At 63.7% G+C, this 16,189-nt stretch carries 13 protein-coding genes; 8 read left to right on the forward strand and 5 right to left on the reverse strand.

The features are described from left to right. The first annotated feature begins 99 nt into the window (after window positions 1–99). The 5 genes from BLU15_RS07470 (at window position 100) to BLU15_RS07490 (ending at window position 5,143) form a co-directional block, all read left to right on the forward strand. Complete coding sequence (locus tag BLU15_RS07470; RefSeq protein WP_090294861.1) at window positions 100–870, forward strand: SDR family NAD(P)-dependent oxidoreductase; 771 nt, start codon at window positions 100–102, stop codon at window positions 868–870. Continuing rightward, window positions 867–1,787 carry a 2-dehydro-3-deoxygalactonokinase gene (locus tag BLU15_RS07475; RefSeq protein WP_176960277.1) on the forward strand — a complete coding sequence of 307 codons (921 nt, stop codon included), beginning with the start codon at window positions 867–869 and terminating at the stop codon, window positions 1,785–1,787. The genes BLU15_RS07470 and BLU15_RS07475 overlap by 4 nt, the downstream gene beginning before the upstream one ends. 15 nt (window positions 1,788–1,802) lie before the next feature. After that, on the forward strand, window positions 1,803–2,438 hold the full coding sequence (locus BLU15_RS07480; protein WP_060602126.1) for a 2-dehydro-3-deoxy-6-phosphogalactonate aldolase: 636 nt from the start codon (window positions 1,803–1,805) through the stop codon (window positions 2,436–2,438). Next, complete coding sequence (locus tag BLU15_RS07485; protein ID WP_090294864.1) at window positions 2,438–3,322, forward strand: SMP-30/gluconolactonase/LRE family protein; 885 nt, start codon at window positions 2,438–2,440, stop codon at window positions 3,320–3,322. The genes BLU15_RS07480 and BLU15_RS07485 overlap by 1 nt, the downstream gene beginning before the upstream one ends. Window positions 3,323–3,418: 96 nt before the next feature. Then, complete coding sequence (locus BLU15_RS07490; RefSeq protein WP_090294865.1) at window positions 3,419–5,143, forward strand: IlvD/Edd family dehydratase; 1,725 nt, start codon at window positions 3,419–3,421, stop codon at window positions 5,141–5,143. A 64-nt stretch (window positions 5,144–5,207) separates the two neighbouring features. On the opposite strand, the gene BLU15_RS07495 is transcribed toward BLU15_RS07490, so the two are convergent. After that, window positions 5,208–6,302: a YfhO family protein gene (locus BLU15_RS07495; protein ID WP_143034206.1), complete on the reverse strand. Its 1,095-nt coding sequence runs from the start codon at window positions 6,300–6,302 to the stop codon at window positions 5,208–5,210. Between the two features lie 357 nt (window positions 6,303–6,659). Here BLU15_RS07495 and BLU15_RS07500 point away from each other — a divergent pair, with 357 nt between their 5' ends. Beyond that, complete coding sequence (locus BLU15_RS07500; protein WP_060516403.1) at window positions 6,660–7,298, forward strand: PRC-barrel domain-containing protein; 639 nt, start codon at window positions 6,660–6,662, stop codon at window positions 7,296–7,298. A gap of 75 nt (window positions 7,299–7,373) precedes the next feature. On the opposite strand, the gene BLU15_RS07505 is transcribed toward BLU15_RS07500, so the two are convergent. After that, a complete protein-coding gene (locus tag BLU15_RS07505) occupies window positions 7,374–7,925 on the reverse strand; it encodes a hypothetical protein (protein WP_060602107.1) in 552 nt (183 codons plus the stop codon). A gap of 97 nt (window positions 7,926–8,022) precedes the next feature. After that, window positions 8,023–9,573 (reverse strand): trimethylamine methyltransferase family protein, encoded by a 1,551-nt coding sequence (locus tag BLU15_RS07510; RefSeq protein WP_090295113.1) that lies wholly within the window; start codon window positions 9,571–9,573, stop codon window positions 8,023–8,025. Window positions 9,574–9,665: 92 nt separating this feature from the next. Between BLU15_RS07510 and BLU15_RS07515 the strand changes: the two genes are divergently transcribed. Next, window positions 9,666–10,604 (forward strand): LysR substrate-binding domain-containing protein, encoded by a 939-nt coding sequence (locus tag BLU15_RS07515; RefSeq protein ID WP_060584079.1) that lies wholly within the window; start codon window positions 9,666–9,668, stop codon window positions 10,602–10,604. A gap of 6 nt (window positions 10,605–10,610) precedes the next feature. Here the strand turns inward: BLU15_RS07515 and BLU15_RS07520 are convergent, their stop codons facing one another. Together BLU15_RS07520 and BLU15_RS07525 are read right to left on the reverse strand one after the other, a co-directional pair. Further along, complete coding sequence (locus BLU15_RS07520; RefSeq protein WP_051659581.1) at window positions 10,611–11,957, reverse strand: putative bifunctional diguanylate cyclase/phosphodiesterase; 1,347 nt, start codon at window positions 11,955–11,957, stop codon at window positions 10,611–10,613. Window positions 11,958–12,220: 263 nt separating this feature from the next. Next, complete coding sequence (locus BLU15_RS07525; RefSeq protein WP_090294869.1) at window positions 12,221–13,939, reverse strand: response regulator; 1,719 nt, start codon at window positions 13,937–13,939, stop codon at window positions 12,221–12,223. 381 nt (window positions 13,940–14,320) lie between these two features. Here BLU15_RS07525 and mutL point away from each other — a divergent pair, with 381 nt between their 5' ends. Further along, window positions 14,321–16,138: a DNA mismatch repair endonuclease MutL gene (mutL, locus tag BLU15_RS07530; RefSeq protein ID WP_090294870.1), complete on the forward strand. Its 1,818-nt coding sequence runs from the start codon at window positions 14,321–14,323 to the stop codon at window positions 16,136–16,138. Window positions 16,139–16,189: the final 51 nt, after the last annotated feature.

Below are 16,189 nucleotides of genomic sequence, written 5' to 3' on the forward strand. Positions count from 1 at the left end.
ACAAGGTAGACCCTTCGACGTGATAATTCCATATGATAAAATCAAGTTCCAAATAATGGAACAACTCTTCACCATCGGACTGATCGGGGATACAGGAATATGCCGGTGCCGAAGGCACAATTTCATGATCTCAAAGACCGCGCGGTGCTGGTCACCGGTGGCGGTTCCGGCATTGGCGCAGCGCTTGTCGAGGGTTTCGTCGACCAGGGTGCACGGGTGGCCTTCGTCGATATCGACGAGAGGGCAAGCCTCGACCTCGTCGAAAGGCTCGCCATCAAGGCAAGCACGGCACCGGTCTATATTCCCGCCGATTTGCGCGACATCGAAGCGGTAAAAAAGGCCGCGCAGACTGCGGCGGCCGCTCTCGGCGCGATCCACGTGCTCGTCAACAATGCGGCGCGCGACGATCGCGAGCCACTGGAAAGCGTGACCGAAGAGAGCTGGGACGAGAGCCAGGCGGTTAACCTCAGGCACCTCTTCTTCATGAGCCAGGCGGTTGCACCGCATATGCGCGAAGCCGGCGGCGGGTCGATCGTCAATTTCTCGTCGATCGCCTATCTGCTCAACATGGGCGAAATCCCGGCCTATGCGACGGCGAAAGCCGCGATTGTCGGCCTGACCAAATCGCTCGCCGGAAAGCTCGGCCAGGACAACATCCGCGTCAACGCGATCCTGCCCGGCATGATCGTCACCGAGCGCCAGAAACGACTGTGGCTGAGCGACGCGGCAATCGCCGGCATGCAGGAACGGCAGTGCCTGAAGCGCAGCCTCACCGCCGACGATCTCGTCGACCCTTGCCTTTTTCTCGCGTCGGCGTGCTCGTCGGGCATGACCGCGCAAACAATGATCATCGATGGAGGCGCACTTTGATGACGGCAGCCTATTATGCCGCAGTCGACTGGGGAACCACGAGTTTCCGGCTGTGGATCATCGGCGAGGATGGCTCGGTGCTCGCCGAGCGCCGAAGCGGCGAAGGCATGACCACGGCCAACAAGGCCGGGTTCCATGCGATCCTCGAAAAGCACCTGGCCGCCGTCGATGCGCCAGGCCACCTGCCGGCGATCATCTGCGGCATGGCCGGCGCCAAGCAGGGCTGGGTCGAGGCCGGCTATCTCGATACGCCGGCCGCGCTCGCCGATATCGCCTCCCATGCCGTGGCAGTGCCGGATCTCGATCGCGACATCCGTATCCTGCCGGGTCTGGCGCAGCGTGATCGGCGGCACCCGGATGTGATGCGCGGCGAGGAGACGCAATTGCTCGGCGCGGCAAGCGACCTCGGTCGCGGCCGGCATCTCGTCTGCATGCCGGGCACACACAGCAAATGGGTGCGGCTCGAAGACGGCGCCGTCAGCGGCTTTTCCACCTTCATGACCGGCGAATTGTTCGACGTGATCTCCAAGCACTCGATCCTCAGCCACTCGATCGCCGACGCGCACGCGTTTACCGGCGATCATCCCGCCTTTGCGGCGGCGGTGGCCGAGGCACGCACAAATCCGGCGCTCGCCACCAGCCTGATCTTCGGCGCGCGCTCAGGCCAATTGCTGCACGGCGCAAGCGCGACCGACGCCAAGGCATTGCTGTCGGGCACGCTGATCGGCCTGGAGATCGCCGGCGCGCTGGCTTCAGCCAAGACGATCGACAGCATCTGCCTCGTCGCCTCCGGATCCCTTGGCACGCTTTATCAGGCCGCGCTCGAAAGCCTCGACTGCCCTCTTCAGGTGGTCGATGCCGACACGGCCGTCCGCTCCGGCCTTTCGACCGCCGCCCTGGCGATCTGGCCCCTCTGAACGAAAGACACGCTCATGACCCGAATTCCCTTTCCGTCGATGAAGTATCCGCTGATCGCGATCCTGCGCGGCCTCAAGCCCGAGGAAACCGCAGGCGTCGTCGGTGCCCTGATCGAGACCGGCTTCTCCGCGATCGAGATCCCGCTGAATTCGCCCGATCCGTTCCGCTCGATCGAGACGGCCGTGAAGATGGCGCCCGAGGGATGCCTGATCGGCGCCGGCACGGTGCTGACGACGGCACAGGTGGAACAACTCGCCGATGTCGGCGGCCGCCTGATGGTGAGCCCCAATGTCGAGCCGGCGGTGATTTCTCTCGCCGCCAAAAAGGGCATGGTGACCATGCCAGGCGTGCTCACCCCGACCGAGGCGCTTTCGGCCGCGGCGGCGGGCGCCACCGGCCTCAAGTTCTTCCCGGCAAGCGTGCTCGGCCCGTCCGGCATCACCGCGATCCGCGCGATCCTGCCGCCGGAGCTAGAAATCGCTGCCGTCGGTGGCGTTTCGGACGCGAATTTCGGCGACTATGCCAAGGCCGGTATCCGCAGCTTCGGTCTTGGTTCCAGCCTCTACAAGCCCGGCATGAGCGCGGCTGAAGTGCGCGAGCGCGCCGTTGCCACCATCAAGGCCTACAACGCCGTCTACGGAGCGCGCTGATGAGCGACACCATCCCCTTTTCCGGCAGCATTCTCTGCGAAGCGACGTCGATCCTCGGCGAAGGTCCGACCTATGACCCGGCCACCGGCACCGCTTGGTGGTTCAACATCAAGGGCCAGGAACTGCATGAACTGCACCTCGAAAGCGGGCGCAAGACCGTGCACGCCCTACCCTTCCTCGGCAGCGTGCTCGCCGTCATCGATCCGACCCGGCAGCTGATCGCCTCCGACCAGGGCCTCTTCATCAGGGATACGCGGACCGGTGCCTTCAGCCTGCTGACCACGCTTGAGGACGAACCCATCAATCGCTCGAACGACGGCCGGGTTCATGCGTCCGGTTCGCTCTGGATCGGCACCATGGGCCGCAGCGCCGAAAAGGGCTCCGGCGCGATCTATCACGTCGCCGGCAGCAAGGTGACGAAGCTCTATGCCGCCATCACCATTCCCAACAGCATCTGCTTCTCGCCGGATGGAACCGTCGCCTATTTCGTCGATACCGACATCAATCACCTGATGCGCGTCGATATCGACGCCGCGACCGGGCTGCCGAAAGGCGAACCTAGCCTGCTCGTCGACGGCAGTGGCGAAGCCGGCGGCATCGACGGCTCCGTGTGCGATGCCGACGGCCTGATCTGGAACGCCCGCTGGGGCAGCGGCACGGTCGATGTCTACCGCCCCGACGGCGCGCGCATCGCGCGCTACGCCGTGCCGACGGGCCAGCCGAGCTGCACCGCCTTCATCGGAGCGAAGGCCGACCGCATACTGGTCACATCCGCCTGGCAGGACATGGACGAGGCAACGCGTGCGGCGGACCCGCATGCCGGCAAGACCTTCGATCTCGGCGTCAGCGTCAAGGGCCGGTTCGAACCGTCTTTCCGTCTCTGACCGGAAATTCTTGGCCGAGTAACTCTTGGCGAAGCGCCAATAAAAAGTCATACAATTCAGCCACGCGTTTGATCGCATGGTGAGGAGGAAGCTCGCATGAGCGACAAGAAGAAAGAACTGCGCAGCCGTCACTGGTACGGTGGCACCGACAAGGATGGGTTTATCCATCGCTCCTGGATGAAGAACCAGGGATTTCCGGACCACGTTTTCGACGGCCGCCCGATTATCGGCATTTGCAACACCTGGTCGGAACTTACGCCCTGCAACAGCCATCTGCGCATTCTGGCAGAGGGCGTGAAGCGTGGCGTGTGGGAGGCCGGCGGTTTCCCGGTCGAGTTCCCGGTGTCTTCGCTCGGCGAGACGCAGATGCGCCCGACCGCGATGCTCTTTCGCAATCTGCTCGCCATGGATGTCGAAGAGGCGATCCGCGCCTATGGCATCGACGGCGTGGTGCTGCTCGGCGGCTGCGACAAGACAACCCCCGGCCAGTTGATGGGTGCGGCGTCGGTCGACCTGCCGACGATCGTCGTCTCCTCCGGCCCGATGCTGAACGGCAAATGGAAGGGCAAGGACATCGGCTCCGGCACGGATGTCTGGAAGTTCTCTGAGGCCGTACGCGCCGGTGATATGAGCATGCAGGAATTCATGGCGGCAGAAAGCGGCATGTCGCGCTCACCGGGTGTGTGCATGACCATGGGCACGGCCACCACCATGGCGTCGATCGTCGAGGCTATGGGCCTGTCGCTGCCGACAAATGCGGCGCTGCCGGCCGTCGACGCCCGCCGCATGGCGCTGTCGCACATGACCGGCAAACGCATCGTCGAGATGGTGCATGAAGACCTGCGCCTGTCGAAGGTGCTGACCAAGAAGAATTTCGAGAACGGCATCATTGCCAACGCCGCCGTCGGCGGCTCGACCAATGCCGTCGTGCACATGCTGGCGATCGCCGGCCGCGCCGGCGTTGATCTCTGTCTTGAGGATTTCGACCGCGTCGGCAGCCAGGTGCCGTGCATCGTCAACTGCATGCCGTCCGGCAAGTATCTGATCGAAGACCTCGCCTATGCAGGCGGCCTGCCGGCGGTGATGAACCGCATACAGCATCTGCTGCATGCCGACGCGCCGACAGTCTTCGGCGTGCCGATCAGCAAATACTGGGAAGATGCCGAAGTCTACAACGACGACGTCATCCGCCCGCTCGACAATCCGCTGCGGGCTGCCGCCGGCATTCGCGTGCTCAAGGGCAACCTTGCCCCGAACGGCGCCGTCATCAAGCCGTCGGCCGCAAGCGAGCATCTCCTCGTCCATGAAGGTCCGGCCTATGTCTTTGAGACGATCGAGGAGCTGAAGGCGAAGATTGACGATCCCGACCTGCCGGTGACCGAAGACACGATCCTTGTGCTCAAGGGCTGCGGACCCAAGGGCTATCCGGGAATGGCCGAGGTCGGCAACATGCCGATCCCGCGGCGCCTCGTCGAAAAGGGCGTGCGCGACATGGTGCGCGTGTCCGACGCCCGCATGTCCGGTACCGCCTTCGGCACCGTGGTCCTGCATGTCAGCCCGGAATCGAATGCCGGCGGGCCGCTCGCCATCGTCAAGACCGGCGACCGCATCCGCCTCGACGCGATGAAGGGCGAGCTCAACCTGATGATCAGCGAGGAAGAGTTTGCGACGCGCATGGCCGCCTGGCAGGCGCCGCCGCCGAAATGGACCCGCGGCTACTACAAGCTCTACCAGGACACGGTGCTACAGGCCGACAAGGGTGCGGACCTCGACTTCCTCGTCGGCGGCAGCGGCAGCGAAGTGCTGCGCGAAAGCCACTGACGGCTTCGGACGCAGTTCGAGGCAGACGCGTTTCAAAATACCCCGCCCGTCAGGCGGGGTATTTTTATCCGGCCAGGGAACGGGAGCCCAACGGCGAAAGCCTTGCGGCCGGCGAACGCAGTCGCGACCAGGTTTCAAAGCCGTAGATGGCGAGCCCGAGCGCAATGAAAAACTCCTTGTACTCGGTCGGGTCCCAAAGGCGCACGAGCGTGGAAGCCTGGAGAATGAACAGCTCCTGGATCGCGACGATCAGAATGGCGCCTGCCGTCAGCACGATGAACTCGCGCCAGTGCCCCGCCCTCAGCGCGATATCGGCGATCACCAGCAGTATGATCACGGTCATCATCACCATCATCTGCGTCGGCAGCATGCTCCAGTTGTCGCTGTTGAAGGCGGCCATCGGGGCGCTTGCCGCCAGCACCAGCACGCTCGGGGCGAAAGCATCGAGCCGGTCAAGGCTGATGCTCTTGCGCAGATAGAGCCAGACGAAGGGCGCCAGCGTCAAAAGGAAGAAGCTGCCGGTGTAGTAGAGCAGTTCCGAGAAGCCGGTGGAAATGTTGTGCAGGTTCAATTCCTGCTGCTTGTTGAGCGCGAGCAGGCCCTCCGGCGTGGCGATACCGAAGACGCGCTGCATCCAGGATATCTCCTCCATGCCGACCACGAAGAAGCAAAGCGCCAGAAGCGCTGCAAAAGCCGCGGCCATCCAGGCGCGACGTCCCATTCCTGAACGGACCACGCGCAGTTGCCCGACGGCAGCAAACGCAAAGAAACCGCTGGCGATGAAGATCAGCAGGGCAGAGGCCCATTCGACCAGGCCGTCTTCACGCGCCAGAAGGCTGAAACCGAGGGGATCGGCAACGAACACCAGCGCCATCAGCACGGCGAGCATCCAGCCGGCGACACAAAGCCCAAGCTCGCGGCCGGACGCCAGCCGCAGCTCCGGCGCGCCCAGCCAGGCGGCATCGCGGGTAAAGCCCTGAACCGCCGCGAGTGACAGGCTCAGCGCCACCCAGGCATGCCAGAGATTGTAGGGCTCGACGCCAGGAACCCGTTCCGAAAAATAGCGCAGCCCAAAAAGATTGCGCTCGATCAGAACGAGGCCGGCCATCGCCAGAACGGAGAGCAAGGAAACAGAAAGAAAGCGGCGCGGCAAAAACATCGTGAAAACCATCCCGGGATAACAGGATGACGACGCTGCGCGCTATTTCCTGCCATCTGCCAAGTATCGACAAGAACGCTCAAGAATTCATGAATGGCCCAAAGTACATAATTGATCACTAAAATACATATATTCGAAAAACAAAATACATGTCCGCGCGAGATTGCCGACAATCCTTGGAAAATCGCGGCGGAGGGTCACGTTCAGCGGCAACGGACCTTTCGACCTGAAACTTTGACTATTTTTTCCGGAACCGTTCGGGCTCCCGGGCGTTGACACCATATCACCGGCGCGGTCGACCTGGCGGCAGAAGCCAGGCCGCGCCCTGATCGAAACGTCAAGGAAAGGCAGTTTGAGATGATCAAGAAACTCGTAACAACCGTCGCAGCCGGCGCGCTCTTCGCGGGTCTTACTGTCGCCCCGGTGGCTTTCGCGCAGGACGCAACCAAGCCGATGGAACAGCCGCAGACGATGCAGCCGGCGCAGCCCGCCCCGGACGCCATGGCTCCGGCCGATCAGGCTGAAACGAAGCCGCCGATCACGGAAACCAAGCCCGCGGATATGGCGCAATCGGACGCCACCTATCTGACCGAGCAGGCAAGCGACCAGATCGCAGCCAGCACCTATATCGGCCAGAGCGTCTACAATGCCGGTGACGAAAGCATCGGCGAGATCAACGACCTGATCATGAAGAAGGATGGCGGCGTGGAAGCGGCCGTAATCGGTGTCGGCGGCTTCCTGGGTCTCGGTGAAAAGGACGTAGCGGTTCCGTTTGATCGCATCACGATCGCCGAGCAGCCCAACACGGACAAGCTGAAGCTGACGACCACCGAAACCGCCGATACGCTGAAGGCGGCTCCGGAGTTCAAGACGAAGGCGCAGCAGGTTGCCGAACAGAACGCCAACCAGCCGGTTGACACGTCGACGACCTCTTCGACCACGACTACTGCACCGGCGCAGCCGATGCAGCAGGGTACCGAACAGCCGCAGCAGTAACGTCGTAGCATTCCAAGCTGTTCAGTACGCCTTCCAACGGGCGGCGGTGCCAGGCACCGCCGCCTTGGCTTTGCGTCAGACGAGCACTCCGTCGCGTAGGGCATCGTAAATGCCCCCGTGGATGTTGCGGCTGGCGACGGCATCGCCGATGCGGAACATGTCGAAGCGGGCATCGAGGTTTTTCTGCGGGGTGGGGGTCTCACCGCGAAGCAGCGCCTTGTAATCGACGCCCCCCAGCTTGCGTGAAAGCGGCTTCAGTTCACGATAGAGGTCCATCGGCACCGTGCCATGCTCGACCAGCAGTGGCGCGACGCGCCCCTTGATCGTTGCCTTTTCCGAAAAATCGGAACCGAGCGTCGCAACAAGGCCATTGCACTCCCGCCGAACGGATTTTAGCCGCGTTTTGATCGTCACCCGGACATTGTGTTCGGCAAAGGCGGTCGCATGGGGCACATGGTTCATGCCCCCGACCTCGGGCGCGAACATGCGCTCGGGCGAGACGATCTCGAGCTCGCCGCCGCCGCGCGCGATCAGCTCGGCCGCCATCATGCCGCTATAGGCGCCGTTGTCGTCATAGAGCGGCCCCTCCGGCTTCACCGTCCCGGCGATGATATCCCAGCTCGACACGACGAGGTCGTCGGCTCAGGCGGTAAGACTGCAGCAGCGGATCTTTCGACGATGTCGTTTCCTGTTCCTTGAAAGGCGACCGAGAATGCCGGCTTCGTCAGTACCAAGCATCCGCCATGCTCTCCTTGCGGCGCGTGACATAATCGATCAGCGCCTCGTCGAGCGCCACATCCAGCGGCGGCGCTTCATATTCGGCAAGCGTCTTCTTCCAGGCGCGGTTGGCACGCGTCGCCATGTCGGTCTCGCCCTCCTCAACCCATTTCTCGAAGGGCTCGTTGTCCGAAAGGGCCGAATCCCAGAAGGCGGTCTGGTAGTTGCGCATGGTGTGGTCGCAGCCGAGGAAATGGCTGCCGGGACCGACCTGCAGGAAGGCGTCCATGGCCAGCGTGTTGTCGTCGACGACCACGCCGGCAAGATAGGAATGCAGCGCGCCGCAGAAGTCGGTGTCCATAACGAACTTCTCGTAGGACATGGCGAGCAGCCCATCGACGAAGCCGGCGGAATGCAGGATGAAATTCGCGCCGCAATGCACCGCCGAGAGCATCGACATCGCGCCTTCCTGCATCGCCTGTGCATCCGGCAGCTTCGAATTGGAGAAATTGCCGGCACAGCGCAGCGGCAGGCCGAGCCGGCGCGCAAGCTGGCCGACGACCATGCTGCCGATCGCCGGTTCAGGCGTGCCGAAGGTGGGCGAGCCCGAGCGCAGCGACATGGACGACAGGAAATTGCCGAAAATGACCGGGGCGCCCTTGCGCTCCAGCTGGGTCAGTGCACAGCCGGCAAGCGTCTCGGCATAGGACTGGGCGATGGCGCCGGCATTGGTGACCGGCCCCATGGCGCCGCCGAGGATGAAGGGCACAATGACCGCGGCCTGGTTTGCCCGCGCATAGGCGCGCAACGACTTCGTCATCGTCCCGTCCCAGACGAGCGGCGAATTGACGTTGACGTTGCCGAGGATGACGCAGTTGCGATCGACGAAATCGCGACCAAAGAGAATGCGCGCCATCTCGATCGAATCTTCGGCACGGTCTTCCGCCGTGATCGAACCCATGAAGGCGCGGTCGGAATATTTGATATGGCTGTAGACCATGTCGAGGTGGCGCTTGTTGACCGGCACGTCGACCGGCTCGCAGATCGTGCCGCCGGAATGGTGCAGCCAGGGGCTCGACTGCGCCAGCTTGATCAGGTTGCGGAAGTCCTCGATCGTGCCGTAGCGCCGGCCCTTGTCGAGGTCCATGACGAAGGGCGAGCCATAGGCCGGCGAGAAGACGACGTTGTTGCCGCCGATCTCGACATTGCGCGCCGGATTGCGGGCATGCTGGGTAAACTGGTGCGGCGCCGAGGCGACGATTTCCTTCAGCATGCCCGGTTCGAAGGTCACCCGGACGCCGTCGACCTTCGCGCCGGCCCTTCGCCAGTGATCGAGAGAAACCGGGTCGTCGCGAAACTCGATGCCGACTTCGGCAAGGATTCGATCGGCAATCGCTTCGATCCGAAGCAGGCTTTCCTCGCCGAGGATATCGTAGGTGGGAATGTTTCTGGTGATGTAGGGAACACCGAGGCTGCGTCCTGCGCCCTCGCGCCGGTTCGGCCGTGTGCCGCGTGTCCGTCTCGGTGCCGCCGCGTCCGTTGCCAGTGCCGTATCCATGCCCATATCCTCCCATCATCTCAGGTGATGCTATGGGCGAAAAATTCCACTGTAACGCTGGAAAAATTCGATTCATGCTATAAGCGTGATTTATGGAAAACCTTCGCCGCCTGCTCCCGTCCGCCGCAAGCCTCATCGTGTTCGAGGCAGCCGGCCGCCACCAGAACTTCACCCGTGCTGCCAACGAGCTCGGCATGACCCAGGCTGCAGTCTCCTACGCCGTGCGCGGTCTTGAGGAACAGCTGGGCGTGCCGCTGTTTCATCGCGTGCACCGCGCGGTCGAGCTGACGGAAGCGGGCGAGAAGTTTCATGCCGACGTCTCCGTCGGCCTGTCGCGCATCCAGAAGTCGGCCGAAGACATTCGCGCAAAGGGCCGCGAGACCAACGTGACGCTCGCGGCCTCCACCGCCTTTGCCTCGATGTGGATGCTGCCCCGCCTCAACCGCATGCGGGAGGACCTGCCGGAAATCGATCTCCGGATCCAGACCAGCGTGCGCGACCTCGATCTGGAAGAAGAGCCGATCCCGCTCGGCATCCGCGGCGGCGACCCAAGCCATTGGCCGCGTTACCATGCCGCCCTGCTCGCCGACGAGGTGGTCAACGCGGTCGCCACACCCGCCTATATTGAGCGGCACGGCCTGCCGAAAACGGCCGCCGACCTGCCACGCCACAATCTCATCCACCTGGAAGAGCCGGTCCGACGCGCCTGCGACTGGACCGAGTGGTTTGCGAGCGCCGGTCTTGCCTATCCCAAACAGGCCCGCCGGCTTTCGATCAACGACTATGTCCTGGTGATCCAGGCGGTGCTATCCGGCGAAGGCGTGGCGCTCGGCTGGGAACACTTGATCTATCCGCAGATCCGCTCGGGCGCGCTGGTTCCGGTCGCTGGACACGTCCTGAAGACGGGCCTTGCCTTCTACGTCGTCTGGCCGCGATCGCGCGAACTGAATGCGCAGGCCAAAAGGGTGCGTGACTGGCTGCTGGATGAGGGGCGGCGCGACCGCGCAGCGATGTCCGGCGCCGAGGACTAACCCGGATCAGGCCTGGGCGGGAAGATCGCGGTAGCGATCGGCAAGATAGCGCATCGTCGCCACCGCATCGGCGGGCTTTCCGTAGAAGTAGCCCTGCCCCAGTCCGCAGCCGAGCGCCTTCAGTTTCAGGGCTTCGGAAAAATCCTCGATGCCTTCGGCGACGACTTCGAGCTCAAGCCCCTCGCACATCGACACGATCGCCTTGATGATATGCTCCGAGGCACGATCGGCAGAAATGCGCGAAACGAAGGCCCGGTCGATCTTGACCTTGTCGAAGGAGAAGTCGCGTAGCCGGCCAAGGCTCGACTGGCCCGTGCCGAAGTCGTCGAGCGAGACGCGGACGCCGGCGGCGCGCAGTTCCGCAACGATCTTCTGGGCGATATCCGCATCGGCCATGACGGCCGTTTCGGTGATCTCCAGCTCCAGGCGCCGCGGGTCGAGGCCGATCTGGCTGATGATCGACAGCAGGCGCCGGCTGGTGGTCGGATCCGTGAGCTGCGCCGAGGAGAGATTGAAGGAGAGGAAGAGCTCCTTCGGCCAGGAAAGCGCGGCATGGGCTGCCTTGCGCAGCAGGACCTCGGCGAGCGAATCGATGAAACCACGCTCTTCGGCGAGCGGCACGAACACCGCCGGCGAGACATAGCCGAGATCGGCATCGCACCAGCGCGCCAAGGCCTCGAAGCCGACAACCGCGTCGTTGCGCAGATCGACGATCGGCTGGAAGTGCACGTCAACCTCGTTGGCGATGATGGCGTTGCGCAGCGCTTGCTCAAGCTGCGTCGCGCGCTTCATCTCCTGGGCGATCTCCTGCGAGTAGACGGTGATCTGCCCGCGGCCGCGGCGCTTCGAGCGATAAAGCGCGGTATCGGCGCTTTTCAGGAGGTCCTCGAATACCTCTCCGGCAAAGGGATAAACGGCGAAACCGAAGGAGGCGGACAGACGAACGTGACGGTCGCCGAGATCGAAGGGGGCCGACAGCACCTCCTTCAGCATCTGTCCGATCTTCTCGGCGCCCTTGCGCTCGAAGATCAGCGGCAACACGAAGGCAAATTCATCGCTGTCGAAACGGATGATCGTGGCACCCTCGGGCGCGCAGGCCTTCAGGCGATAGGCCACCTGGCAGAGGATCTCGTCGCCCGCTTCCGGTCCGAACAGGTCATTGATCGGCTTGAAACCATCGATATTGGCAAGGCCGATGGTGAACGGAGCCGGGTCACTGGCACGCTCCTCGGCGAGATCAAGGACACACTGGCGCAGGCAACGGGCGTTGCCGAGCCCGGTCAGTTGATCGACATCACCCCGGGCCGCAGGCGCCTCGCGGCCAACACGGTGGTAAGGTGTTTCCGCTGTCATCATCGCCGTCCCCCACTCATCTGGCAGGGATGGCGTGCGATCGAGCCCGCCGCCAGCGTGCGCCACGACGCAAACCGGCTGTGTCTTTCCGACACGACCGGGGCTTGGGCAACGAGGTGGATGCGAGGCATACGGATGGGGCTCTACACTTTAGCGGCAATTCGGGGCAGACGATCGCAATCGGCGGTTAACAATCCGATATCGTGCCGCTCCAAGATTTGCCATTGGCCTCCCCAATTCTAGCGAGTTGACACGCCTTTTACTCAACCTGCCGTTCGTACTGCCTTCAACGGCATGAATTTTCTCAACACCGCCTCGATCATATCGGGGCTCACCGGCTTCATGATGTGGTCGTCCATGCCGCATGCCTTGCATTGCTGCAGGTCGATATCCAAGGCCTGGGCGGTAACCCCGATGATCGGAGTTTTCTGTGCGCGTCCCTTTTCAGCCGACCGGATTGCGACGGTTGCGTCGAAGCCGTTCATGACCGGCATCGACACATCCATCAGCACAAGGGCCGGTTGCAGTTCGTGCCAGAGTTCGACGGCCTCGCGACCGTTGGCGGCGATCCGATGCGAAACGCCGAGCCCCTCGAGGATCTGGGTGAAGACGAACTGGTTGATCTGATTGTCCTCGGCAACGAGCACGTCGACCTGCGGAGCCGGCGGCGGCGGCGCGATCTCTTCGGCCTCGAACGACAGCGACCATTCCGGTTGCAGCGCGGCACCCGCGCGCTCGGAACAAACACGGAAGACTTCCGCAAGCACCGCCGCCCCGTCCTGATCGGCGGACACCGGGAGGATCGGGCTGTCGCGCCAGCCGGCAGCGATCTTCTGCCGCTCGGGGAAAGCCGCGTCGAGCAGCAGGATGTCGAGTTTCAGCCCCGCCTCGTCGACAGCAGCGCAGAAGGCGTGCAATTCGTCGACATCGCGAACGGCGCAGGCGTCGAGCCCTGAGCCGCGCAGCCGGGCGACAAGCCGCTCCTCCAGCGCTCGGTCGTCGGTCGCCAGGAGCACCCGCAGGCCGCGCGCCGGCAAGGTCTCGATCATCGACCCCGCCTCGACGAGCTGCTGGACATTCAGCGCCCGGAAAGGATCGTAGAAATTCTGCGCCGCGACAAAAATGCTGTAGTCGCGGATCTGCAGGGTCACCTCGCCCGAGGGTTCCTCGCCGCCCTGATACCAGACGGCAATATCGGTCACGTCGTTCATGCAGGTGACGACGAAATGGCGGCCGGGCATGCCGACGCGGTACTTGCGGGTCAGCACCCAGAGGTCGCTGCCGTCGGCACGCACGATGTGCTCGGCCTGCGAAAACGGCTTGCCGGTTTCAAGCACCGTGCGATCGGACTGTTCGAAGCGCTCCGCCAGGTCGCTCTCGACCAGGTCCCAGGCTGAGCGGCCGAGGATGGCGTCCTGCGCCAGGTCATGGATCAGGCAGAAGGCCTTGTTGACTGCGATGTAATTGAGATTGCGATCCTTGACGCAGATGGGATTGGGCTGCGCGTCGAGGATCTGCTCGGTCAGCTCCACCCGCTCCAGGTCGGTCTGAAGCTGTTCGTCGCGCTTCTTCTGGTCAGAGACGTCGCTGATCGACAGGATGCCCATGCCGCTCGACAGGCGGCGCTTGCGCATCGAAACCCAGCGGGTGCGGCCGGCACGCTCTACGCTCTCGTAGCGCTCGCGCCAATGCAGCGCCATGTGCTCGGCAATCCATTCCTCGCGGTTGGTGCGTCGGCGGCTGTTTTCCGGGACGGTGCCCGGACGGACACCGGTGTCATAGACGGCACCGAGGAAATCCCTGAGCCGTGCGCCCGGCATCAGGGCTTCCGCCGGCACCGGGAAAAATTGCAGCATCGTGCGGCTGGCAAAGAGAATGGTATCGTCCCGGCTGCAGACAAGCACAGCGATGCCGAGTGCGTCGCAACTCGACTCAAGAATGACCCTGTTGATGTCCGCGCCGTTCGGCGCCCCATCGCTCATCGCACTGTCCTCACTCGCCTACCGCATGTGTCCCTGGATCGTCAGATCAGGGGGAACAGGCGGCCATCCAAAGTGCCACAACGGCCTGCCGCGTCTTCATAATGACGCGCGGCGCTGCAACGGCGGTTTCATTTCGGGACATGCTGGGGTGGCCTTGGCAGGCGTCTCTTCGAGCGGCGGGAGTGCGGCGTCCAGCTACGCCGCAAGGCTCAAAAGACAAAACCCGTGATCATTCAGGTTGTTGTGGAAAATCGCAGCAGAGTGTTAAGGGCCGATTAAACCCTCGATCATTTTTCAAGGGTGTCGGCACCAAGCGCTCGCGACCGGGGACGAGATACCGTCCCCTCTTCCGTTTCCGCGGCGAATCCCGGAAAATGGGCCATGGCCATCAAGCAGCTTTCAGAAACCCTCATCAACCAGATCGCCGCCGGCGAAGTGATCGAACGTCCGGCCAGCGCCGCCAAGGAGCTGATCGAGAATGCGCTCGACGCCGGCGCGACCCGCATCGAGATCGCGACCGCCGGCGGCGGCAAGACGCTGCTGCGGGTCACCGACAACGGCTCGGGCATGGCACCTGGCGACCTCGAACTTGCGGTCCGAAGGCACTGCACGTCGAAGCTCGACGACAGCCTCTTCGACATCCGCACCCTCGGCTTTCGCGGCGAGGCCCTGCCTTCGATCGGCTCGGTCGCCCGGCTGTCGATCACGACGCGCACGGCCGGCGCCAGCGAAGGCGCGGTCATTGCGGTTACCGGCGGCAAAACCGAGGCGGTCCGCCCCTCGCCGGCCAATACCGGCACCGTCGTCGAAGTGCGCGATTTGTTCTTCGCCACCCCGGCCCGACTGAAGTTCATGAAGACCGAGAAGGCGGAAGCGGCGGCCATTTCGGAAGTGGTGCGCCGCATGGCGATCGCGTTTCCGGCGGTCCGTTTCGTGCTCTCCGGCAGCGACCGCTCGACACTCGAATTCCCGGCAACCGGCGACGACCGGCTGGCGCGCATGGCGCAAGTGCTCGGCAAGGATTTTCGCGACAATGCGATCGAGATCGATGCGGCGCGGGAAGACGTCGAACTGACCGGCTTTGCCGGCGTGCCGACTTACAATCGCGGCAACTCGCTGCAGCAATATGTCTTCGTCAATGGCCGCCCGGTGCAGGACAAGTTGCTGCTGTCGGCGATCCGTGCCGCCTATTCCGAGACGATCCCGAGCGGCCGCTATCCGGTCGCCGTGCTGTCGATCACGCTCGACCCGGCGCTCGTCGACGTCAACGTGCATCCGGCGAAGTCTGACGTGCGCTTCCGCGACCCCGGCCTGATCCGCGGGCTGATCATCGGCGCGATCCGTCAAGCGCTGACGCGCGACGGCGACCGCGCCGCAACGACGGGCGCACGCGGCATGATGCACGCGTTCCGCTCTGGCGATTACCGCCCGCAGCCCTGGAGCGCCGAGACGTCGCCTTCCCGGCCGACACAATTCGACGCCATGCTGCGCCACCTCGGCGAGCAGCCGCAGGCAAGCTTTGCGGCATTTTCCGCCCCTTCCGCGCGTGTCGCCACCCCGTTCGAGCGAGAAATGCCCGTGCCGGCGCCGGAGGCCCAGCAACCGCCGCCGCCGCAATCGTTCCCGCTCGGCGCCGTGCGCGCCCAGCTGCACGAAAACTACATCGTCGCCCAGACCGATGACGGCCTCGTCATCGTCGACCAGCATGCGGCGCACGAGCGGCTGGTGTTCGAGGCGATGCGTACGGCGCTGCATTCGCGGCCGGTCGCCGCCCAGGCGCTGCTGATCCCGGAGATCGTCGACCTGCCCGAAGACGATTGCGACCGGTTGATGGCCCATGCGGAGGAGTTCTCCCGCCTGGGTCTCGCGATCGAGCGCTTCGGCCCGGGCGCGATTGCGGTGCGCGAAACGCCGGCCATGCTCGGCGAAATGGATGCCGTCGGTCTCGTGCGCCAGCTCGCCGACGAGCTTGCCGAATGGGATACGGCAAGCGGGCTGACGAGCCGGCTCGAATATCTCGCCGCGACCATGGCCTGCCACGGATCGGTGCGCTCGGGACGACGCATGCGCACCGAGGAGATGAACGCGCTTTTGAGGCAAATGGAGGCGACACCCGGCTCCGGCCAGTGCAATCACGGCCGGCCGACCTATATCGAACTCAAGCTCTCCGATATCGAACGGCTGTTCGGCCGGAGCTGATCTTCACGCCTGGCGAAATGCGACTGGCATTTTTCCGGACGGCGAGCTAGA

The organism is Ensifer sp. YR511 (genome assembly GCF_900103045.1).
GTDB classification, from domain to species: domain Bacteria; phylum Pseudomonadota; class Alphaproteobacteria; order Rhizobiales; family Rhizobiaceae; genus Ensifer; species Ensifer adhaerens.